This window comes from Sphingomonas sp. 22176, assembly GCF_052045505.1.
In the GTDB taxonomy this organism is placed as follows: Bacteria; Pseudomonadota; Alphaproteobacteria; order Sphingomonadales; family Sphingomonadaceae; genus Sphingomonas.
On the sequence record NZ_JBQEPL010000012.1, the window covers coordinates 1 to 24,828 of the forward strand.

General features: G+C 63.9%; 27 protein-coding genes. 18 read left to right on the top strand and 9 right to left on the bottom strand.

Going from position 1 to position 24,828, the window contains the following annotated elements:
- Positions 1-128 precede the first annotated feature (128 nt).
- Entirely contained in the window at positions 129-392 is a 264-nt protein-coding gene (locus tag ACTJKY_RS20845; protein WP_440848001.1) for a hypothetical protein, read from the bottom strand.
- A gap of 207 nt (positions 393-599) precedes the next feature.
- Between ACTJKY_RS20845 and ACTJKY_RS20850 the strand changes: the two genes are divergently transcribed.
- On the top strand, positions 600-794 hold the full coding sequence (locus ACTJKY_RS20850) for a hypothetical protein (protein WP_440848002.1): 195 nt from the start codon (positions 600-602) through the stop codon (positions 792-794).
- A gap of 8 nt (positions 795-802) precedes the next feature.
- Here the strand turns inward: ACTJKY_RS20850 and ACTJKY_RS20855 are convergent, their stop codons facing one another.
- A complete protein-coding gene (locus ACTJKY_RS20855; RefSeq protein WP_121079638.1) occupies positions 803-1,261 on the bottom strand; it encodes a hypothetical protein in 459 nt (152 codons plus the stop codon).
- Positions 1,262-1,403: 142 nt separating this feature from the next.
- On the opposite strand from ACTJKY_RS20855, the gene ACTJKY_RS20860 reads away from it, so the two are divergent.
- The 8 genes from ACTJKY_RS20860 (at position 1,404) to ACTJKY_RS20895 (ending at position 7,088) form a co-directional block, all read left to right on the top strand.
- Complete coding sequence (locus ACTJKY_RS20860) at positions 1,404-1,574, top strand: hypothetical protein (RefSeq protein WP_440848003.1); 171 nt, start codon at positions 1,404-1,406, stop codon at positions 1,572-1,574.
- Between the two features lie 11 nt (positions 1,575-1,585).
- A complete protein-coding gene (locus ACTJKY_RS20865; RefSeq protein ID WP_440848004.1) occupies positions 1,586-1,921 on the top strand; it encodes a hypothetical protein in 336 nt (111 codons plus the stop codon).
- Positions 1,922-2,752: 831 nt separating this feature from the next.
- Positions 2,753-3,286, top strand: coding sequence for a DUF736 family protein (locus ACTJKY_RS20870; protein WP_440848005.1), 534 nt, complete (start codon positions 2,753-2,755; stop codon positions 3,284-3,286).
- Positions 3,287-3,365: 79 nt separating this feature from the next.
- Positions 3,366-4,397, top strand: coding sequence for a DUF2493 domain-containing protein (locus ACTJKY_RS20875; RefSeq protein ID WP_440848006.1), 1,032 nt, complete (start codon positions 3,366-3,368; stop codon positions 4,395-4,397).
- 622 nt (positions 4,398-5,019) lie between these two features.
- Positions 5,020-5,175: a hypothetical protein gene (locus ACTJKY_RS20880; protein ID WP_440848007.1), complete on the top strand. Its 156-nt coding sequence runs from the start codon at positions 5,020-5,022 to the stop codon at positions 5,173-5,175.
- Positions 5,176-5,201: 26 nt separating this feature from the next.
- Positions 5,202-5,693: a hypothetical protein gene (locus ACTJKY_RS20885; protein ID WP_440848008.1), complete on the top strand. Its 492-nt coding sequence runs from the start codon at positions 5,202-5,204 to the stop codon at positions 5,691-5,693.
- Positions 5,694-5,997: 304 nt separating this feature from the next.
- Complete coding sequence (locus ACTJKY_RS20890) at positions 5,998-6,273, top strand: hypothetical protein (RefSeq protein WP_440848009.1); 276 nt, start codon at positions 5,998-6,000, stop codon at positions 6,271-6,273.
- Positions 6,274-6,506: 233 nt separating this feature from the next.
- Complete coding sequence (locus tag ACTJKY_RS20895) at positions 6,507-7,088, top strand: hypothetical protein (protein ID WP_440848010.1); 582 nt, start codon at positions 6,507-6,509, stop codon at positions 7,086-7,088.
- Between the two features lie 229 nt (positions 7,089-7,317).
- On the opposite strand, the gene ACTJKY_RS20900 is transcribed toward ACTJKY_RS20895, so the two are convergent.
- A complete protein-coding gene (locus ACTJKY_RS20900; protein ID WP_440848011.1) occupies positions 7,318-7,548 on the bottom strand; it encodes a hypothetical protein in 231 nt (76 codons plus the stop codon).
- A 524-nt stretch (positions 7,549-8,072) separates the two neighbouring features.
- Between ACTJKY_RS20900 and ACTJKY_RS20905 the strand changes: the two genes are divergently transcribed.
- The 8 genes from ACTJKY_RS20905 to ACTJKY_RS20940 all read left to right on the top strand — a co-directional run bounded on the left by ACTJKY_RS20905 (position 8,073) and on the right by ACTJKY_RS20940 (position 16,764).
- Positions 8,073-8,366, top strand: a complete 294-nt coding sequence (locus ACTJKY_RS20905; protein ID WP_440848012.1) for a ribbon-helix-helix protein, CopG family — start codon at positions 8,073-8,075, stop codon at positions 8,364-8,366.
- The gene (locus ACTJKY_RS20910; RefSeq protein ID WP_440848013.1) at positions 8,353-10,644 is read left to right on the top strand and encodes a type IV secretion system DNA-binding domain-containing protein; all 2,292 of its coding nucleotides are present in this window, start codon (positions 8,353-8,355) and stop codon (positions 10,642-10,644) included. The genes ACTJKY_RS20905 and ACTJKY_RS20910 overlap by 14 nt, the downstream gene beginning before the upstream one ends.
- A gap of 3 nt (positions 10,645-10,647) precedes the next feature.
- The gene (gene mobF, locus ACTJKY_RS20915) at positions 10,648-13,770 is read left to right on the top strand and encodes a MobF family relaxase (RefSeq protein WP_440848014.1); all 3,123 of its coding nucleotides are present in this window, start codon (positions 10,648-10,650) and stop codon (positions 13,768-13,770) included.
- 29 nt (positions 13,771-13,799) lie between these two features.
- Complete coding sequence (locus ACTJKY_RS20920) at positions 13,800-14,984, top strand: nuclease-related domain-containing protein (protein ID WP_440848015.1); 1,185 nt, start codon at positions 13,800-13,802, stop codon at positions 14,982-14,984.
- Positions 14,977-15,783, top strand: coding sequence for a CsgG/HfaB family protein (locus ACTJKY_RS20925; RefSeq protein ID WP_440848016.1), 807 nt, complete (start codon positions 14,977-14,979; stop codon positions 15,781-15,783). Before ACTJKY_RS20920 ends, ACTJKY_RS20925 begins: the two co-directional genes overlap by 8 nt.
- A gap of 69 nt (positions 15,784-15,852) precedes the next feature.
- The gene (locus ACTJKY_RS20930) at positions 15,853-16,122 is read left to right on the top strand and encodes a hypothetical protein (RefSeq protein WP_440848017.1); all 270 of its coding nucleotides are present in this window, start codon (positions 15,853-15,855) and stop codon (positions 16,120-16,122) included.
- Positions 16,112-16,318 carry a DUF5818 domain-containing protein gene (locus ACTJKY_RS20935; protein ID WP_121079681.1) on the top strand — a complete coding sequence of 69 codons (207 nt, stop codon included), beginning with the start codon at positions 16,112-16,114 and terminating at the stop codon, positions 16,316-16,318. Before ACTJKY_RS20930 ends, ACTJKY_RS20935 begins: the two co-directional genes overlap by 11 nt.
- Complete coding sequence (locus tag ACTJKY_RS20940) at positions 16,315-16,764, top strand: hypothetical protein (RefSeq protein ID WP_440848018.1); 450 nt, start codon at positions 16,315-16,317, stop codon at positions 16,762-16,764. The genes ACTJKY_RS20935 and ACTJKY_RS20940 overlap by 4 nt, the downstream gene beginning before the upstream one ends.
- Positions 16,765-17,183: 419 nt before the next feature.
- Here ACTJKY_RS20940 and ACTJKY_RS20945 read toward each other — a convergent pair whose 3' ends face one another.
- On the bottom strand, positions 17,184-17,552 hold the full coding sequence (locus ACTJKY_RS20945) for a hypothetical protein (protein ID WP_440848019.1): 369 nt from the start codon (positions 17,550-17,552) through the stop codon (positions 17,184-17,186).
- 327 nt (positions 17,553-17,879) lie between these two features.
- Between ACTJKY_RS20945 and ACTJKY_RS20950 the strand changes: the two genes are divergently transcribed.
- Positions 17,880-18,056 (top strand): DUF3606 domain-containing protein, encoded by a 177-nt coding sequence (locus tag ACTJKY_RS20950; RefSeq protein WP_440848020.1) that lies wholly within the window; start codon positions 17,880-17,882, stop codon positions 18,054-18,056.
- A gap of 63 nt (positions 18,057-18,119) precedes the next feature.
- Here ACTJKY_RS20950 and ACTJKY_RS20955 read toward each other — a convergent pair whose 3' ends face one another.
- The 5 genes from ACTJKY_RS20955 to ACTJKY_RS20975 form a co-directional block, all read right to left on the bottom strand.
- On the bottom strand, positions 18,120-18,389 hold the full coding sequence (locus ACTJKY_RS20955; RefSeq protein ID WP_440848021.1) for a hypothetical protein: 270 nt from the start codon (positions 18,387-18,389) through the stop codon (positions 18,120-18,122).
- A gap of 256 nt (positions 18,390-18,645) precedes the next feature.
- Entirely contained in the window at positions 18,646-18,942 is a 297-nt protein-coding gene (locus ACTJKY_RS20960; RefSeq protein WP_141985462.1) for a hypothetical protein, read from the bottom strand.
- A gap of 3 nt (positions 18,943-18,945) precedes the next feature.
- On the bottom strand, positions 18,946-22,209 hold the full coding sequence (locus ACTJKY_RS20965) for an error-prone DNA polymerase (protein ID WP_440848022.1): 3,264 nt from the start codon (positions 22,207-22,209) through the stop codon (positions 18,946-18,948).
- Positions 22,206-23,747, bottom strand: coding sequence for a Y-family DNA polymerase (locus tag ACTJKY_RS20970; RefSeq protein ID WP_440848023.1), 1,542 nt, complete (start codon positions 23,745-23,747; stop codon positions 22,206-22,208). Before ACTJKY_RS20970 ends, ACTJKY_RS20965 begins: the two co-directional genes overlap by 4 nt.
- A 163-nt stretch (positions 23,748-23,910) precedes the next feature.
- Entirely contained in the window at positions 23,911-24,672 is a 762-nt protein-coding gene (locus ACTJKY_RS20975; protein ID WP_440848024.1) for an ImuA family protein, read from the bottom strand.
- Positions 24,673-24,828 lie beyond the last annotated feature (156 nt).

Consider the following 24,828-nt stretch of genomic DNA (forward strand, 5'->3'; position numbering starts at 1 on the left):
TGCGAAACCCTCAAGCGGCTGAACACCGCAGATTGCCTAGGTTTTCGCACTTCGATTTGGAATCCGCCGGTTAGAACGGTTGCGAAACGATAATGGAAGTTATGTAAAATCAGCTACTTAGGGTCTCGCTATGGGCACCGATTGAACACGTAGCAGCCCACGAAAATCGCGTTCACCGGTGCGCTGACCAAGCCGACGATGCTGATGCCGGTAACCGCGCACGCCACGCTCGGTCGCGTGAACGACCATGCTGACCAGTTGGCGACTGCAAACCAGACCACGACCAGCGCCATGAACCCTATCAGGTTAAACGGCATGTTGAGCAGCTGCGGCGCGGACAGCAGGAGCAGATAGCTCGCGACAATCAGAACTGGTGTGATCCATGCCCGCATTCGTGCGGGTTTATTGGGAGCAGGCACGCCATGCCAATTAAACGGATCAAGGCCCAGAACGGAAACGGGGCTACGAACCGGCAGTGTTCGCAGCCCCGCATTCCAAGGAGATCACTTGCGTAAGATCTGATCCAAACGCGCACCACTGGGATCAGGATCCGATGCCTATCACGGCCTTCCTTTCCACTCCATTGACGGAAATCGCGTATGTGCAGCCACAATCTCTCGCCGCTCCGCGGCAAGCTCGCTTCGCCGGAAAACGCCTACGCTGTCGCCGTGCAGCTCCGCGCCGCGAGCGGCGCCGAGCAGTTCGTCGTCTCCACCGGTAACCCGATGCAGCCCTTCCGCGTCAGCGAAGAGCCTCCGATCGGCCAGGAGCGGTTCCTCGCGCTCGTCGCTTGAGGAACCACTCAGCGGAAGGCATCTACCTTCATCAGCTCAGCGGCCGTCGGGCTCTCCACCGTATCGGCATCGGTGAAATACCGCACCTGGACGTGCTTCGATGCCGCCTTCGCCATGCTGCCGCGCGCATACAGGATCGCCTTGAGCCAGCTCAGATCTACCACCGCCTGCGAAAGGTGCAGGTCGCACACCAAATGCCAGATCCGCTTCTGGAACGGCCCGCCATCCTTCAAGATATCCTCGATCGCCAGATAGCCGGCGCCGAACCGCAACCCCTTGCGGTGATCGATCTCCAGATCGGCGATACCTTCCAGCAGCTGCGCGACCGAATAATAGGCCGCCGCGAGATCGATTCCGATCGACGCACCCGCGAGCATCCGCCGCGAGTGGCTTAGCTTCGTATCTTCGAAAGCATCGCGGAGCGCGATGTCATAATCGAAGTCACGCAGAGCATCGTTGACGTCCATGGGTACTCTCCTTTGCAGGCGAGCCGTATAGAACATATTAGGAACACAGGCCAGCATTATTTGCTGTTGATTGCGCAGAAGCTTGCAACGCACGCACGCACACCCGATGCTTGTTTACCGACTTCTTGAATAGGATTGCTGCATGAACGCCGATGACGATGCTGAGCGGCTTGCACTTTGTCTGCCTGAAAGAATCGCGGCGCTCTCCGACGAGGAGCTGCGCCAAGAATATCTGAGCAACACCGCCGAAGCTGGGGATCCGCTCCAGGACGCCTTGGCGGCCGAGCTCGAAATTCGGAACATCGATCTCTGAAAGGGCCAGCTATGTCGCGCCGTCTGAACGACAGGGAAGTTGAGTGGCTCGCCATGACGGCGCGCGCGATGATGGTAATCCGCAACGTAAGCGGGAACGTTGGCGCCGGCTTGTCGCCGGAAGCCGCAAACACGATCCGCCTGATCACCGACAACCTGCACAATGTGAGCACCATGGGCACGGGGGACGGAACGTTTGAGATGCTGCATCCACCTGAGCGGTTGGCTGAGCTCAAGGCGCTCCTCAACCAGCTGGAGGAGCAGTTCATCCAGACAATCGTGCGCCCGCGCAGCACCATGCGCAGGCCCAGCATGATCAGTCGCTTGCGGGCTTCGCTGTCGCGCTGAAGCAGGAAGAGGTTCTGGCGATTGCCGGCGTTAGAATTGGCCTGCGGCCAATGCTTTTGTTCGTTTGACCGGCACCGGTGCCCTATCTCCGCGCCTGAAGGCGCTCCGACCGAGCCCGCAAGCGGTCTCGGCCCTGTCGGGTAACGACCACCTATCGTGGCATCCGCGGAAATCACACTACCCCTGCCCCGCACCAGGTCGCCCGCTGACCATGCACCCCTAGCAGCCTTCGGCTGTCGAATGACGCGCATCGGCGCGTCATGGGCTGCTTGTGAGCCCATGATCTCATCGCACCCTTCGCCGCCTCTCAGTGTCTCTGCGTTGCAGCCCTGCCCGCCACGGTCGGGGGCAAGCATGTATCGGCCTACGGCCGATGCTTTTGTTTGTTGGCAGCCCCCTCAACAGAAATACCGGGCCGCTTCTGAATTGGCCTGCGGCCAATGCTTTTTGTTTGATGGCCCTACGGTTTCCAACGCGCAAGCGCGTCGGAGCCTCCGTCATTTATGTTGCCCGCGCCGAACAGGCCTGCCCCTTGAGCCCCTGCGAGGACGGCTCCGGGTGCGATGAGATCAAGGGCGAGCCGCGCTCAACGCAGCTATAGAGACAGAATTGGCCGCATGAGCGGCCAATGCGTTATTTGCCTTTTTCTTTGCGCCCCTAGTCGGGGCTTTTTCTTTGCTCGGACTCACCGAGTACGATGAGTTTCTGTCAAGAAATCAATGCGCTTCAATATTTAGAGGAGAGAGAGTAAAAGGAAGATGTCGGAAGGGAAGGGGAGAGGCCCCGACCCAGACACAGGGGGAGAAGCCCCCGCCTGATGGAGTAATGATCATGAACATCGGTCAGTTCAAGCGCGCCCAGAACGGTGATCTTCTTGGTTCGATCGCTTCGGTTACTATCGACCTCCCGCGCCTCGGCCTCCGCCCCGTCCGCAGCGACAATGATCGCGCACCCGCTTTCGAGATCATGGCCCTGAACGTCGGTAACCGCTGGGTTGTCGTCGGTGCCCTGTGGGAGCAGGTCAGCAACTCCAGTGGCGAAACCTTCTATCAGGGCAAGCTCGAAGACCCGAGCTTCAAGAACCCGCTGCCCATCCTCCTTTTCGGTGACGATATCGACGGCTTCCGCGTCGTGTGGAACCGCGAAGAGCGCGGCAACCGCGACATGGACGGCAACCGCCGCCGCCGCAATCGGTCGGACGAAACCACCGAGGAAGCAGGCGAACCGGCCATTCCGCCGCTGTCCGATATGGCTGGCGAGGAAGCCGCCCCCCGTCGCCAGCGCAGCCCGCGCGGCCAGCGCAGCGACGCCTTCGAGGGTAACGCGACCGAAACCGGCAAGCTGATCGAAGCCGCCGCCGAATAACCAATCGTCAGACGGGAGGGGAGAGCGCGGGAACGCTCCCCCGACCCTGATCGCAACCGACTGCCAAGGATTGCATGCCATGACGAAGGAAACGACTTCCGCCCGCCTTACCAGCTTTGCCCAGCTTGGCGAAGCCCTCCGCACCGAACGCGAACAGGCCATTGCCGCCGCGTTCGTCGAAGAAACCGCAGCCACCCGATTTGTCGAAGCGTTCGGCGAGGTCGGCGCGCTTTCCATCGTGGAAGCAGGCGCGCCCGCGCAGGAACTCGACATGCCCGAGCCCGCCGAGGCGCAGCACGACTGCCACGCAATCATGGTCACCCTTTTCGACCTGTTCCGCGATACCCGCCTAGAGACGAGCGCGCAGGCGATTGCGTGGGGTTTCGTCAACAGCTTCCACTTTGAAGCCGCCAAGCTGGCCCGCGAGGAAGACGCACTTTCGCTCGAGCTTGGCGAGATGGTCCGCCACCCTGATTCCTCCGAAATCTATGCGGTGGAACTCGAGGAACTGCAGCTGCGCACTCAAACCAAGATGGAACAGCGAGCCGCAATCGAGTGCATGCGCGACTATGCCGCCGAGTGCTACCACGCCCAGACAGGCCGCCCGTGGAGCAGCGCGCGCGGAACCCGCGTTTCCAGCGCCACCACCGCAAGCCAGATCGCCGCAGCCGACTTCCTCAAAGCCCGCGCAACCGCCCTTCGCGAACAGCGCGCGCCGAGCGGCCCGCTTGTCGTCTTCTCGGGCGGGCAGGAATGGCACGACCACGAACAAATCTGGACCCGGCTCGACCAGATCAAGGCGCGCGTGCCCAACATGACGCTTTGCACCACCGCCCAGCGTAAGGGAGCCGATGCGATCGCTACCGCGTGGGCGGCAAGCAAGGGCGTGCCGGTTGTCGCCTTCACCCCTAACACGGCCCGCCATGGCAAGCGCGCGGGCTTTGTTCGAAACGACCAGCTGGCGGGCCTGCGCCCCGTCGAGGCAATCGTCTGTGAAGGTTCGGGCATTCAGGCAAACTTGCTCGACAGCCTGAAAAAGGCAGGCGTCCCCACCCACGCATTCCGACATTCCACTCAGGCCCCCGCCCCGCAGCGTAGCATGTGGGGATGAGGCAAAGGGCGGCGCCCCTCGCGCCGCCCTCCCCCGTTTCCTTGGCAGGAAAGAGACTGGCCAGCCCCGGGGCGATCCCTCCCCGGCGCTGGCCCTTTGTCGTGCTTTCGGGAGTGGGGGAAACCCTACAGGTTCCCCCCACGCCAGGTCGCCGCGCGCGCCACCACCAGCCTCGCCCCCGCCGGGGCTCGCTGGCGGCGTCGCGCGCGGCGACCTTCCCCCCTCCGGTAAGGGGCTGCCGCAGACTTTCATCATAGATCAACCGCGCATTCCGTAGCGGCCCACCCGGCAATTCTTGCCGCCTTTTGCGACGAACCGGGAAATCCTTGCCGCCCCACCCGGCTCGCTCGCAACGCGGCCAAGCCCTTCGGCTTCGGCGCGCTGGCTACGCCTCGCCGGCGGCCACGCTTCGCGAGCCCGATCGGCCTGCGGCCGAGAGTGGAGAGGGAGAGAAAAGGGCGGTTTCAACCGCGTGAAAGGCAGCATCATGCTCCTCTCAACCTGCATCGCTATCATCGCCTCGGATTATGCTCGGATCGTCCGATATGCGGAGCGGCGATCGCGCTTCCTCGACGCTTTGGATTGGTCGCAAATGACCCCAGAGTTCTGCCGTCGAACCTCGATGGCGGACGAGTGGGTCAACGACGAAACCGCCGAGGCGTGGCTCTACCTGCAGCACCTCGATTCCCGCCTCGCGCGCGAGGGCGACGGCCCGATCGAGATGTTCGCCCGCTTCGTCATCCCGCCGCATCTCCTGCTCGCCGCGGTGCCTGCCTGACCTATCCACGTAGGGAGGATTCCACCATGAAAATCACGATCAAGAAGCTGCGCCACTGTGCTTCGCTGTCGCAGGAAACACATGCCTTCACCGCAATCATTTGCGTCGACGGCGTAGCGGCGTTCGAAGCCAGCAATGCGGGCTGCGGCGGCCCGGATCAGTACCACGAATTACGCGGCTACTCAGGGCCGAGCACCGCCGAAATCGATGCGTGGCTCGCAGCGAATACCCCACCCTCGAAAGGGGAAGGCGACGAGCTTCAGAACTGCCTCGAATTCGTCGTATGCGATCTGATCAATGCCGAGCTGGCACGCAAGCGGCTCGACCACCTGCTGAAGGCTAAGGTGATAGTACTCGACACGGACGAGGGCGCACCGGTGCTGTTCGCCTACAAGCTCAAACCCACTGCTGAAGCGCTGGCCGCGATCCGAGGCAGGATCGCCAGCGGCCAGATCCGCGGAGAGCTGGTTAACGGCGCAGATGCGCCCGTCATTGCCCGCGCCCTGGCGCTGGTATGATCCGGCTCGCTCGCGTCGGTACGGCCCCTTCGGGCCTCCCCTAGCTACGCATTGCCGCGGATAGGCGTGAACCGGGGCATCGAGCCCCGGCCCACGCCATGAGCGCGTGTGGGGATCTCTTTCTCAAAGATGTCCCAGTGTGTTGGGCGCGGCGACGAGCCTCAAGGACGGCGGGGCCCCACCATTTTCCCTGCGGGAAAATCGTTGCCCCCACCGCCGCTTACGCGGTCGCTGCGCGATCCTTGACCCTCGCCGCCGCACCCAACGCGAGGGACCGTCTTTTCGACGATCTAGGAGGATCATCATGGAGGTTCTGTTGTTTCGTGCTCTGAAGAGCGCTAATATCGAAGGGGAAACTGCCGCCAAAGTGGTGGAAGCGCTCGAGGAGCACATCGACGTGGCTATCGGTCAGGCAAACAAGGCGCTGGAAGCGAAGCTCGACGGCATCAAGATGAGCGTCGACGCGGTGAAGGCTGGCAACGAGCAGATGCGCGTGTGGATGGTTATCATCACGAGCATTCTTGCGATCATCGCGCTGCTTGGCAGCGTCGCGAGCGTGGTGGTGCAGGTGCTTAAGTAACATCGGGGGAGCGCTCTGCTCCTCCTTTTTTCAGGGCTGCGAGGGCAACCTCGTGGCCCTTTTTCATGCCTGCTGCCCAACCGCCCAGGCCGGCTCGCTCGGCCTCTGGCGTCGGCCCTGGCGGGCCTTGCGAGGCACTACGCATCGCCGGCTGAACCGCGACGATCAGGGGCGTCCATGAGCGCAAGAGAGGAGGGGGAGAGAAAAGCGCGGTTCAACCTAAGGAGGTGGCGATGTCCATCAGGTTCCGCGTCGACGACGGCTTCAATCCCCTCACCATCACGCCCGCGATCATCAACCCAGATCAGCTGGTGGAACTCTGCCGATTGCTTAAGCGAGAGAGCGTCCGTCTCGATATGCAGCTCCTTATCCCGGAGCACGGCACAATCGTTGATCGTAGCTTCTCTTTCAGTGCCCGCGTCTGCCCCCTTGCCCTCGCCTCCGTCTCGGCCTGCTTCGACCACTATCCCGGCGTGATTTCGGTGCTTGAAGAGGCGCAATTTCGCGGCCGCAGGATCCGCCTTTGGCGCTCCGACGACCGCGACATCTGGCTCGGCCTGTCGTCCGATCCCGACGCCGCGCCAGCGCTGGAGGTATCGAGCGAGAACGGCTCCGCTATCCTAGAAATGCTCGGGCTCGACGGTTCCGAGAGAATTGGAGCGATCCCACTCGACGAGCTTCGCCGTCGCCTTTCCGACCCTTGCATTCACCGCCGCATATCGAGTGAGTCGGAGCTTCAGACCTACCTGCCCCACCTGAACGAAATGGCCCGGGTGAGACCGCTCGACGGGTCTCCGCATCTGGCTTGGGCCTGATCCTTCTACTTACCCAGAAACGGCAATGGGAAGTGCTGGCCTGACGGCCACGCTTCCCATTTTTTTGCCTGATACCGTTGAGCCGGCGATGCCACGCCCCTGCCCTGCTTGCTCGGCTTCCGGCATCGCGCCCAGGGCGCTCGTCGTCGCCTCACATCGCCGGACAGGCAAACGGCCGTACGCGCTTTTCCTCGCGTGCGGCCGTCGCATTGCTTGGACCTCGAAGAGACTAGGCTGAAGCCTCCAGCCTCTTCTCCACGGTGTCCAAGCCCAGCTTCTTCACCGCCTTCATCAGGCCTTCGAGACGGTCGATCGGCATCCGCAGCAAGCCGGCCTTCTCGATCGCTGCGATCGCTGCCTCCCGCTGCTTTGCCTGAAGCGCCTTTCGGCGCTCAGCAAGCTTGCGTTCGTCGGCCTCGATCGCGGCCTGTTCAGCATCCAGTGATTTCGCCATTTCCATGCCTTTTCGGTCAGGCTGATCGGGCTCTGAACAGGCCCATCTTACCCCTTCCCGGATCGGCGGAAAAGACCCCCTACCCCCCTACAGGATCGACACCAATGCAGACTAGTTTGCAGCGGGCCGTGACCCCGCGCGAAGCGCTTTCCAACAACCAGTTTCGCCGTTCGGCGAGCCGGTACCCCGCGGAATCCGCGATCCAACCCCCTCGATCTGAATCGATCAGCAGCAGGATCAACTCCACTCATGATATGGGACTGCAGAGAGCACACCCTACGCACCAAGGTGCAAGGATTGTCGTGTCTTTTCCGGCACTTATTGTGAACGTAGCACGTGTTACACTGTGCCACCCTTTGTGGGACAATGTGTTGCATCGTTATTATGATGTAAATCCAGTCACTTAGTTGTGTTACGGCGCAACACAAATCTGCGACTTTTGGCCCAATCTGCCTTGTGTAGCGCGTCCACTTTCAGTATGAGCAGAGTGCTTACGAAGGACCCACCAGCCTCTCGCCAAGAGGCTGGAAATGAAGAAACCATCGCTCCATTATACGGTTCGCCTCCCGCGCGAATTGCACGCTCAGCTTGAGGCTGAAGCGAAGCGGCAAGGTTGCTCTAATGCAGAGCTGACCCGAGAGGCCCTCGAGCGCTACCTTCGATCGGAGCAAATTCTACGGGACAGCGACGAACGCTTACGCCGCATTTGTGAGTACACTCAGCTCGCCCTCGACGTGATGATCCAGGAAGACCTTCCTGAGCGCCGCGATGGTATTCTCCTCGAAGTAAACAACCGGATGGAGCGCTATCATGGCGCGCGCTGACATCCGCAGTGACGGCCGTCCCGTCACCGTTCAGCACCACTCCGCACGCGGCGAGGTGAAGCGCAATTCGGGTAACTTTACCCGCGGCAGCCAGCTCCTCAGCCACGAGGTTCTGATGTGGCTGTCGGGCGCGAAAATGCCCGTTCTGATGTGGCTGGTGATCTTCGCTCTCGCGTACACGATCGTGCTGTCGATCACGCTGGACGAGAACAACATCCAGCTCATCTGCATGCGCGTTCTGTCGGCGCTTTGGGGCTGGGTCTCGCTCGACCCGATGAAGCAGGTGAACCTCCTCCTGCCCGACGGCTCCGTGCGCCAAACCTACATGGGTTACGTGCCCTATGTGCCGGAGGTCGCGCTGGCCTGGCACAAGGCTGTGCGGGGGCTGATTGGCTGCCTGTTTATCGCCACCTTTATCACCGTCCCAGCGGCTGTCTGGTACGTCGATTTCTCCCGTCGTCGCGGCAAAAACATCCTTGAGGAGCGGCACGAGCGGGGCGCCATGCTGGTGACCCGGGAAGTGCTCTATGCCGAGATCGTCCAGCACAACCAGGTCGAGTTCGAGAAGGAGGCTGCAAACCTCTTCCCCGGCCACACGCCGCAGCAGGTTCTTCGCATGCCGTTCGGGGCTCGGAAGGCCGCTGGCATCCACCACCCCTACACCCTTGCCGGCATCCCCTATCCGCACCGCCTAGAGCAGTCTCACACGATGCTGATCGGCACCACGGGTGCTGGTAAAACGACTGCGCTGCGCAAGCTGATCAAACAGATGCAGGAGCGCCAGGACAACGCGGTCGTGTTCGATTTGACCGGTGCCTATGTCGAGGCATTCTACGATCCCGAACGCGACACGATCCTGAACCCGCTGGACGCTCGCTGCCCCGCTTGGTCGATCTTCAACGACTGCGTGACCTACTCGGAATTTACCGCCGCTGCGGCCGCTCTGATCCCATCCGACGGCGGCTCGGCAGAGCCCTTCTGGGCCATGGCTGCGCGTACCCTCTTCATTGAAATGTGCATGAAGCTGATCGAGAAGAAGCAGACCAGCAACCGCGCGCTCGCTGAGAACCTGATGACGGCCGATCTGAAGGCGGTCCACAAGTACCTGGCCAAGACAATCGCGAACCCGCTGACTGCGCCGGAAGCCGCCCGAATGGCAGAGTCGATCCGCGCGGTTTTCAACACCAACGCGCAGGTGCTCCGCTTCCTCCCCGACGATGGCGAACCGTTTTCGATCAAGGACTGGATCACCCGCGACAAAAAGCCGGGTTCGATCCTCTTTATCACCTCGAACTACACGGACCTCGAGATGAACCGCGCGCTGCTCACGCTGTGGAGCAACCTCGCCATTTACGCCCTGATGGAGATGCCGCGCACGCGGTCGCTACGCACCTGGTTCATGTTCGACGAGCTCGGCGCTTTGCATCGTCTGCCGGCAATCGAAAGCGGCCTGCAAACCGCCCGAAACTTCGGCGGCGCGATGATCCTCGGGCTGCACTCGTTCGATAAGCTGGTGCATGTCTACGGCGAGGAAAATGCCCGCAACCTTTCCTCCCTCGCCCGCACTAAACTGATCCTTGCGGCAGCGGACCTGGAGACCGCTGAACAGTGCAGCCGGTACATCGGAAGCCGCGAAGTTCGGCAGATGGATGAGGCCTATAGCTACGGCTACAACAACACCCGCGATGCCTCGACGCTGACGCCCCGCAAACAAGTCGAGCCACTCGTCATTCCCGACGACATCACAAACCTCCCGTCGATGCATGGGTTCGTCAAATTCCCTGACGGATTTCCTGCCGCGCGCATCCAGCTGAAGTGGGAGAACTACCCCACCATCGCACCCGGCTTCGTGAAGCGTCCGCCGGCGCCGCCGGCGGCTAGTGTTCGCGGAAAGAGTGGTGGAGGTGCAGGCGGAGAAGCGACGGGCGGTAGGGACGGCTCGCCCGAACTGGTGGAGGAGGTTGGGACTTCTCCCAGCGCTGCAGCCGCACTCGCCGCAGGGATCCTCGCGCAACCGTCCGAGGCCTCCGAAGAAGAGGCCCAGATCCACCGGGAGGCGCAGGATAGGATGGACCCTTCAGCGCCTCGGACCGATGCCGAAAAGGGCGACGACGACACCAATGCCGAGATCACCCGGCAAGGCGATGCTGAACGCGGAACGGCGACGCTCAGCCACCGCGACGATCTCGCTGCCCCTCCCGCCGCAGAGGTAGAAGATCAGACGTCCATCGAGCTGCGCCAGGACTTCGGTCCGAGCGACGACGGGATGGGGATGTAAGCCATGCACTCCATTGCCTCGATCGGATCTGCAGGCGGCGCCGCTGACTATTACGGCAAGGACGATTTCGCCTCGGCGGACTACTACGCCGGGGAGAATGCGGCCGACTATAGCGAGTGGGGCGGCGCCTCGGCCGAGGAGGCCGGCGTCTCCGGCGAGGTCACCAAATCGGACCTGGGCAAGATCCTGAACGGCCAGCTCGCTTCGGGGGAGAAGGTGGCCGATTATCAAGGCCGCCGCCCTGGCTATGACCTGACCTTCTCCGCGCCGAAATCGGTGTCGATCATGGCCCTGGTTGCCGGCGACAAGCGGATCCTAGGCGAGGATGGCGCACACACGAAGGCGGTGCGCGCCACGATGGCGTGGGTTGAGAAGAACCTCGCCGAAACCCGAAAGGACGTCGACGGCAAGAAGGTGCCGGTGAAGACCGGCAACCTGGTCTACGCCCTCGTCCAGCACGACACCTCTCGCGCGCTGGATCCTCAGCTCCACATCCACGCGCTCGTTGCAAACCTGACCAAGGGCCCCGACGGCAAATGGCAGGCAATCCACGCCGACAAGATCTGGTCGAACAACACCGTGATCGGCTCGATCTACCACGCCTTCCTCCGGGCCGAGATGGAGAAGCTTGGCTACCAGATCGAGACCAAGGGGAAGCACGGCACCTTCGAGGTTGTCGGGGTGCCCAAGGACGTGATGGAGGTGAACAGCCAGCGTCGTGCCGAGATCCTGAAGGCCGCCGCAGCGCTCGGTATCTCGTCTCCCAAAGGGCTGGATGGGGTGACGGTCCGAACCCGCGATCCCAAGCTTTCGCTCGAAGATCGCGACAAGATGATCGCGGATTGGCGGGAGAAAGCCGTCGCCTACGGGTTTGACGGCAAGGAGCTTATTGCCGCTGCTATGCGGGCCTCAGCCGCGCCGGAGAATGCAAGCACTCTGCAGCGAGGCTATGCCTTCATGGCCGAGGTGGTGCGCGGCGCGCGGGAGTTCGTCAGCAACCTCACCCGCACGCCAGATCCATTGGTCGACAAAGGTGTCGTACGATTGGCCTCCTCGCCGGAGGCGGCGCGGGCGCAGTTCGCCGTTGCCTCGGCGATCAGGATCCACGCGCAGCGCGAGGCGGCCTTCGACGTCAATAGGCTCTCCAAAACCGCGCTCGATCTTGGGCTGAAGGGCGTGACCATCCAGCACGTCACCGAGCGGATCGAGAAGCTGGTCGAGCAAGGACGCATCATCCCCGGTGTCACGCGCGAGGGCGAGACGAGCTGGACGATGGTCACGACCCGCGAGGCGCTGCAAGCCGAACAGCACATCCTCGACCGCATCGAGGCGACCAAGGGCCAAGCAACCCCGATCGTCAACGCAGAGGCCGCGCCTGACCGCGTACAGGCTGCATCCAAGCACGAGCTCAACCCGGGGCAGCTTGCGGCTGCCACGCTGATTGTCTCGAGCACCGACAAGATTGTGGCGATCCAGGGCGTCGCCGGCTCGGGCAAGTCCACGATGCTGCAGACCGTCTCCCAGACCTTCGAGGCGGCCGCCCGCGTCGCTGAGAGCGGCGGCAAGCGGCTGCATGGCCTGGCGTTCCAGAACAAGATGGTCGGCGATCTGAAGGAAGGGGCCGGGATCGAGGCGCAGACGATCGCCTCGTTCATCTGGCAGAATGAGCGGTTCCTCACCGACAGGACCAGCCCCGCTGCGGTCGAGAAGCGGGCAGAGATGAAGGACACCATCCTCGCGGTCGACGAAGCATCGATGGTGTCGACCGACGACATGGTGAAGCTGATCAACATCGCCGAGGCGATCGGCGCCGGCAAACTCGTCCTGGTCGGTGACCGCAAGCAGCTCGGTTCGATCAACGCCGGCAAGGCATTCTCGCTGACGCAAGCCGGCGGGATCACCATCACCTGGATGAACGAGAACCTTCGCCAGAGAACCGACCAGCTGAAGGCCGTCGCCGCGCTCGCCAATGTGGGCAAGGCAAGCGCGGCCCTGAAGGTCCTCGGCGACAAGGTGACCACGCACGAGAACCCTGCCCTGCACGCGGCCGAGCGCTGGCTCGACCTGAGTCCGGAGGAGCGGGCGTCGACCGCCGTCTTTTCCTCGGGTCGAGAATCCCGCGCCACGATCAACAACAGGATCCAGGAGGGTCTGGCCGCCGAGGGCACGCTCAAGGGCGAGGGCCTGACGCTCACCGTGCGCGAACGGGTGAACCTGGCCAGCGAGGAGCTGCGCTATGCGAAGAACTACGAGAAGGGGCAGATCCTCGACGTCACGGGCAAGATCCCCGAACTCGGGCTTCAGCGCGGCACCTTCACGGTTGTGGGCGTTACCCCGCGCGGCAAGGTCGAGTTGGACCACAATGGCCGCCGGCTAAAGATCGATCCGCAGAAGCTCGATCCCACCATCAAGCGGGACCGCCTCGAACTCTCGGTGCCGAAGCAGATCCGCATCCATGAAGGCGACACGATCCGCTGGACCGACAAGGACAAGGATCGGGACCTACAGCGGTCCGCGCTGGCGCGCGTGATGTCGATCGACGGCAAGGGTGTCACAATCGAGACGGCGAGCAAGCAGGTGCTGACGCTGCAGCACGGCGACGCGATGCTCTCGCGCCTCGATCTCGGCTACTCGCTCAACATGCACATGGCCCAAGGCGTGACTGCCGATAAGGGCATCATGGCGCTGTCGAGCGCCGAGACGAACCTCACCAACCAGCAGCTGTTCAACGTGGGCGTCACCCGCGTGCGCTCGGATCTCACCGTGGTGGTGAACGACCAGGAGAAGGTCTCCCGCCAGCTCGATCGGAACACCGGCATCAAAACCTCAGCGCTGGAGACCGTCGGCCGCATCAACATCGATGGTCCGGGGGCTAGCGGCGCGCCAAGCACCGGCACCGGCTCCAAGGCGTCGAGCGGCCCATCGATGAGCTTCAGCCTTAGCTCGAGCGACCTTGGCTCGCTGCCGCCCCTGCCCCGGTTCGAGGAGAAGGATGCGGCCCGCTACGCCAAGGGCGGCGACGACATGGGGCTCAGCAAGAAGCCTGACGACATGGGGCTTGGGGACGCTGGCAAGGGCGCGAAAGGGCCGCCGGTGCCGGAGAAGAACCTCGGTCTGGAACTCTGACAAGCTGCACATTCAACAGGGGGAAAAGGGTGATTTCCAAGCCATCTACACGAGCTGACGAACTGCTCGAGGCAAACGAGATGATTGCCCGCGCAATGGCGCGTGGGCCATCAGATCGGATCAAAAAGAAGATGCTGGCGCACAGGCGCGGCATCATTGGCGAGAAGCAGACGGCGCATATCCTGGATCGACTATTCTACGATTCAAAAGATCATCTCGTAATCCACGACCTGCGGATACCTGATGGCATTGGGAGCTTCGCCCAATTCGATCACATCATCCTGTCGCGCTTGTCGCGTAAGGCATCTGTGGTGGAGGTGAAGAATTATTCGGGCCGCATGTCGCGCAACCAGCACGACGAATGGATGGTCTGGTATGAGGGCGGCCGCAGGCCGGTTCAGATCCCGAACCCCGTTGCTCAAGCGCGCCGGCAGCGCGACGTCTTACGGGCCTGGCTGAAGGCCCATGACCACGACAAGGCGTTCAGTGAGGTCGGCACCTTCGTCGTCATCCCTTCGGATGGGCAGATAGATCGCACGAAGATCACCGAGGCGCTGCCGGTCTACAAAATCGATAACTTCCACCGGGCTTGGGTGGAGTTCGCCGGTGTCAGCCCCATCGGCAAGCTCTTCTCGAGCGGCGTGCCCAGCGGCACTCTGGCCGCGATCGGCGCGCAGCTCGCAGCCGCGCACGTCTCCGACGAGCAAACCATGGCGCAGCGGCTCGGCCTCGAACCGCGATCCTATCCCCACAAGGGCGATGAGGCTGCTGCCCAGGTGGATGAGCCCGCAGACGAGGAGCAGCTGGCGGCTGAAGCAGCAGAAGCCGCCCTGGACCCGGATCTATCCCTACCGGTGCGGGAGGAAGAGGGAGAGATTGTGGTCATCTCGGCCGAGGAGGAAGAGGCCGATGCTCCCACGCCGCCCGTGCCCGAACAGGAGGAGGCGCTCCCAGTGGCGAAGCGAAAGGCGTCGGCCGCGGTCGTGATCTCGCCGGGGATCACAGAGCGCGAGTTGCCCGATGGACGGATCGCATTCCTCGCAGCGAGGGACAATGAAGCGGCGAAGGAGCGGCTTACTGCCGCGTGTAAGGGCCGCGCGCGCTGGCAGCCGCGCTTCCAGAACTGGATCTGCAGCGACGATGCAACCGCGCTCGAGATCCGCACCATGATCAAAGACCAAAGCAACGAGCACCAGGAGGAACAAGATGCGTAAGGTTCTACTCACCGCGGCCGCATTGGCCCTTTCGATCGGCACCGCCAATGCACAGAAGATGGGCAAAGGCGGCACAGGGGTCGACGAGACCTCCGAGGTGCCCAAATGCGTTCAACCCTTCGGCACGATGGCGATCGTCGAGAAACGCAGCGCAGCGTCGCCAACGGACGGCCTCCCTCCTCAGATCGCGGCTATGATGCGGATGGCAGAGGCCCAGCAGAACGGCGGCCAGGCCCGAGTTGACCCGATCCCGCTTCTGAAGCTGCTCGCGGCCAACTCCAACTGCTTCCTGATCGTGGATCGCGGCGAAGGCTTCGATGCCCTGCAGCGGGAGCGCGAGATGGCAGGCTCGACCACTGCCGGCGCAAAGACGAACACGCTCCGAGCCGCAGACTATCTCCTCACCGCAACCGTGGTCTACTCGGACGGGAACGCGGGCGGCTATGGCGGCGGCGTCGCCGGCATGTTCGGCGGCGGCATGGGCTTCAAGAGCAAGAAGCTGGAAGCCCAGGTCATGCTGGCGCTCGTGGAAGTGTCCACTGGCATCCAGCGCGCGATCGCCAGCGGCCAGGTCCGCAAGAAGGATCTTTCGATCGTCGGCGGCGGCGTGCTCCTGAACGCCGGTATTGGCGCTCTCGGCGGCAGCTATACCAGCACCGACATGGGCAAGATCACCTCTCTGGCCCTACTCGACGCCTACCGGAAGCTCACCGCGGACGCGAAGGTGCGGCTTGCCCCGCCCGCTGCGGCGGCAGCTCCCGCGCCTGCTGGCGCCGGCGCTGCGCCAGTGCAGCAGTGAGGAGAGGGGGAGAGGAAGGGCGAGGATGCCAGCTGGGCAGCCTCCCCTTCCCTTCCTGAGAGGTGCGCGATGAAGCTGCAGGCAGATCTCTTCTCGGAAAACGAGCAGTCGATTGATCCCGAGGATCTCGAAGCGCAATATGTTGAAATCGCTCCAGAGCCGCTGGCGGTGCCCTGTGGATGGCGGGACAGGACCAACAGTCCGTGCCGACGCCTCGGGCACAAGCCGGTGATGATGGACGGATTGCAGGCGGTGTGCAGGGGGCGCCGGCTCGTCCACTGCGCGCCCGAGTGCTTCAGCGTGTTCAACAAACCCGTGGAGATTGACGATGGCGTCTGATCCCCCGATGCGGCTCTCCGGCAAAATGACCAGGACGCCGCGCGGCCGCATGCTCTGCGACAATGGCGGCATGCGCTGGCGCCTGACCGGAGAAGCTCTCTCACAATGCGACGACGCCGAGGAGGTCACGATCGAAGGTGTCCGACGCGGCCTTTCCGTGATCGAGGTCTACTACGTCGGAAGGGCAGGCGCATGAATGCTCCCGTGCAGATCCAGGCAGCGCACTGCCCCTATTGCAAGAACATCCTGTTCCAGAACCTGAGGCGCCATAAGGTCCGCGGTTGCATCACCTGCAAGCGACCACTCGTGATCGCCCGCAGTCCCTTCGGGCGCCCGCGGCTGTACCGGATCTACAGCGTCCTGGACGTCGGCATGCTGGTCTATGCGCTGATGACTATGGCACTCATCGCCTTCTTCGCGCTCACCGGCCACGGCGTCACCGGCTTCGTGAAAGGCTTCAGCATCGCGCTCTTCATCGCCGGGTCGGTCCTCACTGTTGACGGCGTGCTGGCGCTCCGCACAGCACGCGACAAGACATGGGGAAGGCAAGAGCGCGGAGTGGCTGCGAGAATGCTGGGTGCAGGCAAGATCGCTGCCGGCCTACTTGCCTTTTTCATGGTATTCGTAGGCGTAACGCTCTGAGAATTTTGTAATGAATTGTCGCAGACGGTTGATCATCGCCGATGCGATGATATTCACGCCGCACGACCCAAACTCAGTAGGCGCTCCGTGGTGGAGCGCCATTTTTTTGAGCCGGTTATTCAGCGCCGTTTCGACAGCGATCGATAAAGGTTAGCGAATTCGGCCGAAACAATTGCCGATAAGCCACGTTTTTCGCTCCCAAAATGAAGGTGCGGAATGAGCGAGAGCCCATCTTATTGTCTCGAAAGAGCCCGCGAGCACCGGGAAGCTGCGGCCGCGACGCCGTTGATCAATGTGCGGCAGAAACACAGCCAGAGCGCGGAGATGTGGGAGAGAATGGCGGCACGGAACGCCGTGCTCAGCCGGTACGTGGAAAAGCCGCCTGAATAGAGCGCCGAGCGACGCGAGGTCGCGCCGGCTTAGCTCTGGCCGGCGGCCTGCGCCTCGATCTCGGCCAGCTCGGCACGATACTTCTCGATCGATTTGGCCAGGAAACTCGGGCCGTCGGGCGAGGATCGTCCGTCCCGGAGCCGGCGGGCCCAGCGGTTCACGAACGTCTCAACGCTTTGCATCGCGGCCTCGGTATCTTCCGGCGTCCTGATGTGGGTGTCGTTCTCGAGCATCGTGGCGATGCCAAGGGACAAGGTGTCGATCACATCGTCTGCCGTCACCACACCCTCAGAGGACATGGCTCGGAAGCTCTCCATGATTGCCGGCACAACGTGGCTGGCGATCGCGAGCTTGTCGGCGTCCGAAACGGTGAAGTCGGGGGTGGGCGAAGCTGCCAATGATCCTCTCCACAACAGAAAGCCGCTTTCCAAAAAAGACAACGCTAGCGCGATGCCTGCAACGGACAATGTGAGCAACTAGTGGGCGGCCCAACGGTTCAGCCCGCATGACGAAGAAGCCCAATAAGAAAGCCCGGTCCGCGAAAGCGAAGTCCAAACGACCCTCGAAAGGATTTTTCAGGAGGAACCGCGGCCTGATTGCAGGTGCGGCGGTTGTGCTGGCCCTCGTTGGGGCTGCGTACCTCCAAACGCGGAAGCAGGCCGATGAGCCGGAAGGCCCTTCAGCCGAATAATCAAAGGCTTGGCATCGCTCCAGGAGGTGAAGGCATGGCAGACGATAAGACGCAGCTTGGTGGTCAGGATCGCCAGCGGATTTCGCTGAGCGAGGAGTATGAGGTCCGTGACTGGATGGAATCCTTCGGTGTGTCGAAGGAGAAGCTGGTCGAGGCAGTGAACGCCGTAGGCGATCGCGCTGACGACGTTCGCGAGTATCTGAACCGCTAACGCGACGAATGATAGGCATTGCGCCGAGCAGAGCTGACGCTCGCTCGGCGCATTTCCGCAGGCTCAGCGAGCGGCCCCTCCTGCACGAGGCGACGGCACATACGGGTAAGCCAAGCGTACCACTTCGGCGGCTTTCTCGATTGCCTCTACCTCCCCCGGTTTGCCCTTGGGATCGATCCGCCAATTAGATCTGGGAGCGTCTATGATCGACAGAGCGGTCACCGGCCCAATCAGCTTCAGCCAGTGCGCTTCATCCTCACCCGCCGCGCCGGCTAGAAGGTGCGCAAGCAAGTTGCGGATATCGTCGGTCGTTGTGGGCTTTGTCTCCGGCATCGTGCCAACCCTTCCTAGCGCTTCAACACCGGAATGGGAGAAATGGTGGCATGCCCGCGGCGCCAGCATGTGCTGCAACGCAAGCGGATCACGGCTTGCTGGACGCTGCTGTCCCTGCCGAACCGCGAAAGGATCTTGCCTGCGGGCACGTTGATCGTGCGTCCGCAGTCACAGACGATCCGCATATCGGCGCGCTCAACGGCCCACTCGCTTAGGGTCTTGTACGGGCCTTCGACCTTAGCCACCACGTCGCGCTCTACCGAAGATCATGCGGGGTCACCTCCTCGTAGCAGCCGGCGCGCCGCAGCTGCCGCACGATGCCGTTGAACGCAGCAGTCACCCCTTGGGAGCGCCCGATCTCGTTTTCCTGGCCAGCGGCATCCCAGTAGCAGGTCAGCGGCCACTTCTCTGGGCAATGCGGCAGCAGGCAGCGCAGCGCCAAGCGGATCTCGGGCAGGTCGACGCGCGAATGCGCGCACCTGGTGACGCCGCTCCTGAGAATATGCACCGAGAGCGCGATGACGACGCGCTGATGCCTGGCGAGCTTCGCCATCGATCAATGGAAGTCATGCGACTTAAACCGCACCACTTCCTCCGGATCCATGCCGTCGGCGTGAGGCGGCCAGTATTGGTTGCGCGCCTCGGGCTTCCAGGCCTCGTCTCCGCGATCCGGAGAGCCTGCATGCCGTGCTCCGTCGCCGCGGCCAGTCTTGTGCGGGAACGACATATCCCCCACTCGGTGGAGCAGATCGCCGTGGTCGATGATGCGGTCGCAGATGACGTGGATGACCTCGCCTTCCTTCTGCACTCGCCCCTTCAGGCCCACCATCGACGCTGACATGATGGTCCGGCGCTGCGCCTCGAAACGGTCGGGCCAGAGGATCCCGTTAGCAATTCCGGTCTCGTCCTCGATCGTGATGAACAAGACCCCCTTTGCCGAACCCGGCTTCTGGCGGACCAGGACGATGCCGGCGACCTCGACGTGTCGGCCGTCGCGGATGTTTGCGAGATCGGCGCATTTGGTAACGCCCCGCCGCATCAAATCGTCTCGCACGAAGGACAGCGGATGTGCGCGGAGAGACAGCTGGAGCGAGCGATAATCCTCGATCACCTCGCGCCCGTCGGTCAGCGGTCGTAGCGCTACTTCCGGCTCCATCCCTTCCGCGCTGAAGCGCTCGGCCGCGCGATCGGCGGCGGCGAAGAGCGGCAGCGGTGCTTCGCCGAGCCCCCGCACCTTCCAAAGTCCTTGCCGGCGATCGGCGCCAAAGCTGTGGAAGGCGTCACCGTCGGCCAGCTTCTCGATCGACGCGCGCGGGACGCCCGATCGCCGCCAGACCTCCTCGACGCTGGTGAAGGGGGCGGTGCCCCGCGCCGCCACGATCTTGGCGCCGTCGGCGTTGGACAGCCCACGGATCTGCCGCAGTCCAAGCCGCACGGCCAGGTAGCGGCGGCCGGCCTTCTCCAGCGTGCAGTCCCACCGGCTCGCGTTGATACAGGGCGGCCGAACCTCAACGCCGTGCTCGCGCGCGTCGCGGACGATCTGGGCCGGCGCGTAAAAGCCCATCGGTTGCGCGTTCATGAGGGCTGCGCAGAACACATCCGGGTGGTGGTGCTTCATCCAGCACGAGGCGTAGGAGATCTTGGCGAAGGAGGCGGCATGGCTCTCCGGGAAGCCGTAGGAGCCAAAGCCCTCGAGCTGGCGGAAGGTGCGCTCAGCAAACTCCCGCGGGTAGCCGCGCTCGACCATGCCCTCGATCAACTTCTCGCTGAAGTGCGAGACGCCGCCGGTGAACTTGAAGGTCGCCATTGCGCGGCGCAGCTGGTCTGCCTCGGCCGCGGTGAACCCGGCGCCGACGATCGCGACGCGCATCGCCTGCTCCTGAAAGAGCGGCACGCCCAGCGTCTTCTCGAGCACCGCGCGCAGCTCGGGCCGAGGATACTCCGGCTTTTCCAGCCCCTCGCGCCGGCGCAGATAGGGATGCACCATGTCGCCCTGGATCGGACCTGGCCGCACGATCGCGACCTGAATGACGAGGTCGTAGAAGCGCTGCGGCTTCATCCGTGGGAGCATCGACATCTGCGCGCGAGACTCGATCTGGAAGGTGCCGAGGGTGTCCGCCTTCTGGATCATGGCGAACACTGCAGGGTCATCCTCCTGCAGATCCTTCATCTCGACGTGCACGCCCTTCTCGGCCTCAAGCAGGTTGAAGGCCCGGTTCATGCAGCCGAGCATGCCCAGACCTAAAATGTCCACCTTCATAAATTTGAGAGAATCGATGTCGTCTTTGTCCCATTCGATGATCTGCCGATCCTCCATCGCTGCCGGCTCAATGGGGACCAGATCGTCAAGACGATCGTGCGTCAGGACAAAGCCACCCGGGTGCTGGCTCATGTGGCGCGGCACGCCGATCAGCTTGCGGGCGAGCTCGAGGGTCAGCCGGAGCCGACGATCGCCGATATCGAGGTTAAGCTCCTCGACCTGCTTGTCTCCTACCCCTTCGGCCGACCAGCCCCAGACCAGGCCAGCGAGCGAGGAGGTCAGATCCTGGGGCAAGCCGAGCGCCTTGCCGACGTCACGCACAGCGCCGCGCGCGCGGTAGCGCGTCACGACTGCAGTCAGCGCCGAGCGATCACGGCCATAGGTCTCGTAGATCCACTGGATGATCTCCTCGCGCCGCTCATGCTCGAAGTCGACGTCGATATCGGGCGGCTCGCGCCGCTCGCCGGAGACGAAGCGCTCGAACAGCAGCTCGTGCTTGATCGGATCAATCGAGGTCACGCCGAGCACGAAGCACACGCAGGAGTTCGCGGCCGAGCCCCGACCCTGGCAGAGGATCCCACGCCGGCGCGCCTCGCGTACGATCGCATAGACGGTGAGGAAGTAAGGGGCATAGCCAAGCTCATCGATCAGCTTCAGCTCATGCGCGATCTGATCGGTGTAGGCAGCCGGCACGTCGCCGTCGAACATCTGGCCCACCGCCTCCGTGGCCAGTTGCGTGAGCGCTTCCTGTGCGGTCAGCCCGTCGATCAGGCGCTCATGCGGGTACTGGTAGGCCAGCTCGCCCAGGTCGAAGGAGCAGGCGTTGGCGATGTCGACACTCGCCTGCAGCGCATCGGGATAAGCGCGGAAGCGCCGGATCATCTCGTCGGGCGACTTGAGCGCGCGATCGGCATTCACCTCGCGCCGGTAGCCGAGCTCGTCCACCGTGCATTTCTCGCGCACAGCGGTCACCACGTCCTGGAGCAGGCGGGCATCGGGGGCATGGTAGAGCACGTCGCCGGTCACCACCGCGCGCACGCCGGCGCCGCCCGCCTGCCGCGCCAGCGCGTCGATCCGCACCGCGTCCCCGGGGCGGCGACGCTGGAACAGCGCCATGTAGCCGCGGCGGCCGTAGACCTTCTTCAAATAGCGGAGGGCGGCCAGGTTCTCCTCGTCGGCTTCGTGGGGCAGCAGGATGGCGATGACGCCCTCTGACCACGGCTCCAGGTCGTGCCAATGGAGCAGGCATCCCCCCTTCCCTGCCCGCTTCTTGCCGACGGTCAGCAGCCGCGTGATGCGGGACCAGGCAGGACGGTCGGTCGGATAGAGCAGCAGCCGACGGCCGCACGACAGATCGACCCGCGTGCCGGCGATGGAGCGGACCCCCGTCGCCTTCTGCGCCTCCCAGGCACGCACGACGCCCGCGACGGTACCGATGTCGCTGATGCCGATCGCCGGGTAACCCAGCAGCGCAGCCGCCGCGAACAGCTCGTCAGGGCTCGATGCACCGCGCAGCAGCGAGAAATGGGTGAGCACCTGCAGCTCGACATAGCGACTCATCCGAACACACCGTGGATCCACCAGGAAAGGTCGCCGGTGTTGTCCTGGAAGCCGTCGCCGCGGCGGAAGACCCAGTAGCGGCCGCCCTCCTCGTCCTCGACCCGGTAATAGTCGCGCACGGCCCAGGTCTCCGCGTCTCTGCGCCACCACTCGCCGTGGACGCGCTCGGGCCCATCGCCGCCGACGATCGTGTAGCGCTTGCCGCGCCACTCGAAGCGGCGTGGAGGCTGATCGGGCAGCAGCGCCAGCACGTTGAAGAGCGGCTCGGGCCGCGAGAACAGGCGGATCGGGCGCTCCCATGCTGGCCACTCCCCCGGCTGCTCGTTTGGATCGACCTGCGCGACCGCGCGCTCAGGCACGTGGCTCTCCACGGGCGCAATCCGGAATACCGAGGCAGGACCAATCCTGCCCGCGATGACGTCGACTAGGCGCGACGGATCGCGGACCATCGTGTCGCCGGCGAGCACGGCACCTAAGTCGACGGCATCGAGCGGTTCGGTATGTGGCGCAACAAGCCAGAACTGCTCGATGCCCATGCCGGGATCGACGCGATCGATGCGGAGCTTCAGCAGGCGGAGAAGGTGCGACACCTCCCGCGTCGGCCGTGATGTGCCGATCGCCACCACCTGCTCGCCGCCGTCGACGCGCAGACCCGTCAGCCGGAGCGAGCGGGCGCCGAGCCCCCGCTCCCGCAGCACCTGCGCCAGATCACCCAGCAGATCGCCCATGACTTGCTCGATCGCCTCGGCGGTGCCGATCGGCTCCAGCAGCCGGCGCTCGACGAACGGCACCTCCGCATCTTCGCGAGGCGTGATGGGCTCGGCTACCGCGCCCAGCGCCTGATCGAGGCGCTCGATCGCCGGCAGACCGAGGCGGCGGGCAAGCGGGCCGCGTGCGACAGGCAGGAGATCCGCAATGCGCTCGAACCCGAACTTGCGAGCTGCGGCTTGTGCAGTCGCGGATAGGCGAAGGGCGGCGATCGGCAGCGGTGCGAGCGCGTCAGCCGTCCTGCCAGGCTCGACCCGGATCAGATCATCTCGTCCATAGCGGGCGAGCGCATGTGCAGCGCCGGGGGTATCGGCAATGGCAACCCGCACGGTGAAACCCGCGCGCCGGCAGAACTGCCGCAGCCGACAGCAGAACCGCTCCTCGCCGCCGTGCAGATGCTCGCAGCCGGTCAGATCGATCCATAGCCCGTCGGTCGGCGTCACCGCCGCCGTGGGCGACCAGCGGCGCACAGCCAGCAGGGCTAGGCGATCGAGAAGCGCTGCATCAGCCTCGGGCTCCGCGGGACGGAAGTCCAGGTCCGACACCAGGGCGCGAGCATGCGTGGCAGCCATTCCGGGGCGAATGCCCAGTGCCTGCGCGCCTAGGCACGCGGCCACAACTTCCTCGCGACGGCCGACTTTGCCCACTAGCGCCAGCGGTGCGTCTGATGTGGCTTTAATATGAAAACGCGATGGTTCTGCAGCGTTTACGCCATGAATTGCCTTGTACGGATTGCTGGCGGGCTCCGAGCGTCGGCCGAGCTCGCGCATCAGTGGCTTAGCGTGCGAAGGCAATGCCGCGATCTGCGCCTCGACGTCGGCGCGTGGGTCCGCACCTTGCCGCGCCCAGCGGGCACCAGGGCGCCAGCCCCCGCCCCTTGGCACCGAGCAAGCGCCGGGATCATCGTCGACGGGGAGCTGAAGCGGCGGCCGCTCAGGCGGCCGCGACGCGGGCCGTTCCAACCGTCTCAGCCGCTCGATGGCCAAGTTCGGCAGGAACAGCGAGACGACCCGTCTCATCGCTACCCTCCACAATCAGGGAGAAGGATGCCCCACCACGCTGGCGCGCCAGCTCCACCGACCAGCGCGGACGCCCCACACCAGCGACGCTCAACCGCTCCGACGGCGCAGCGCCGATGCGCCACCGGGTCCACGCAGCCGAAGGCTCGTCCAGCGGATCCTGATCGCGCGCGCGCCGGCGGCGCAGCAGCAGCACCGGCATGTCCGCCTCCGCCGCCACCAGCTGCAGGCGCCGCGTCGCGACCATCGACACCCGGGTTGCCTCGGCAACGATCACAGATGGGGTGCCGTCGCGCACCGCATCCTCGATGACGGCCAAGAGCGCGGCATCGTCCCGGGGCTGCGCGTAGATCACGCTTGAGGATGGCAAGCCCGCTTGGGCCAGCCCTGGCGCGTAGAGGTCGCTGCGGCAGCTCGCCCACAGCACTGGTCCACCCGCCTCCGCGGCTTCGCGTGCAGCGATGCCGGCGAGGAAGAGAGTCGTCGCTGCATCGTCGACCATGGAGACGCTGCGCGCTGATGCCTCGTGGAGCGCGCCGGCACGCAGCCCCCCTGCCCCGAGCCTGCTGTCGATCGCGTCGACGCCGAAAGGCAGCACCCGGTAGTCAGTCGCGGGAGTCGCGATCGTGCGGAGGTGCGCTATGCTGGGCGCAAGGGACTCGAGGGCGGCGGTCATCGTGTTCTAAGACTCTACGTGTTCCCTTTATGTTCCATTAAGGGGCGGGATCGGTCAAGGCAGGGCAATCACGGAGCTGTGGATTGACGGAACGGACGTGGAACAGCCGCGGGCTTCGAGGTTCGTTGCAGATGAGGATCCGGATGCTAGCTTGCC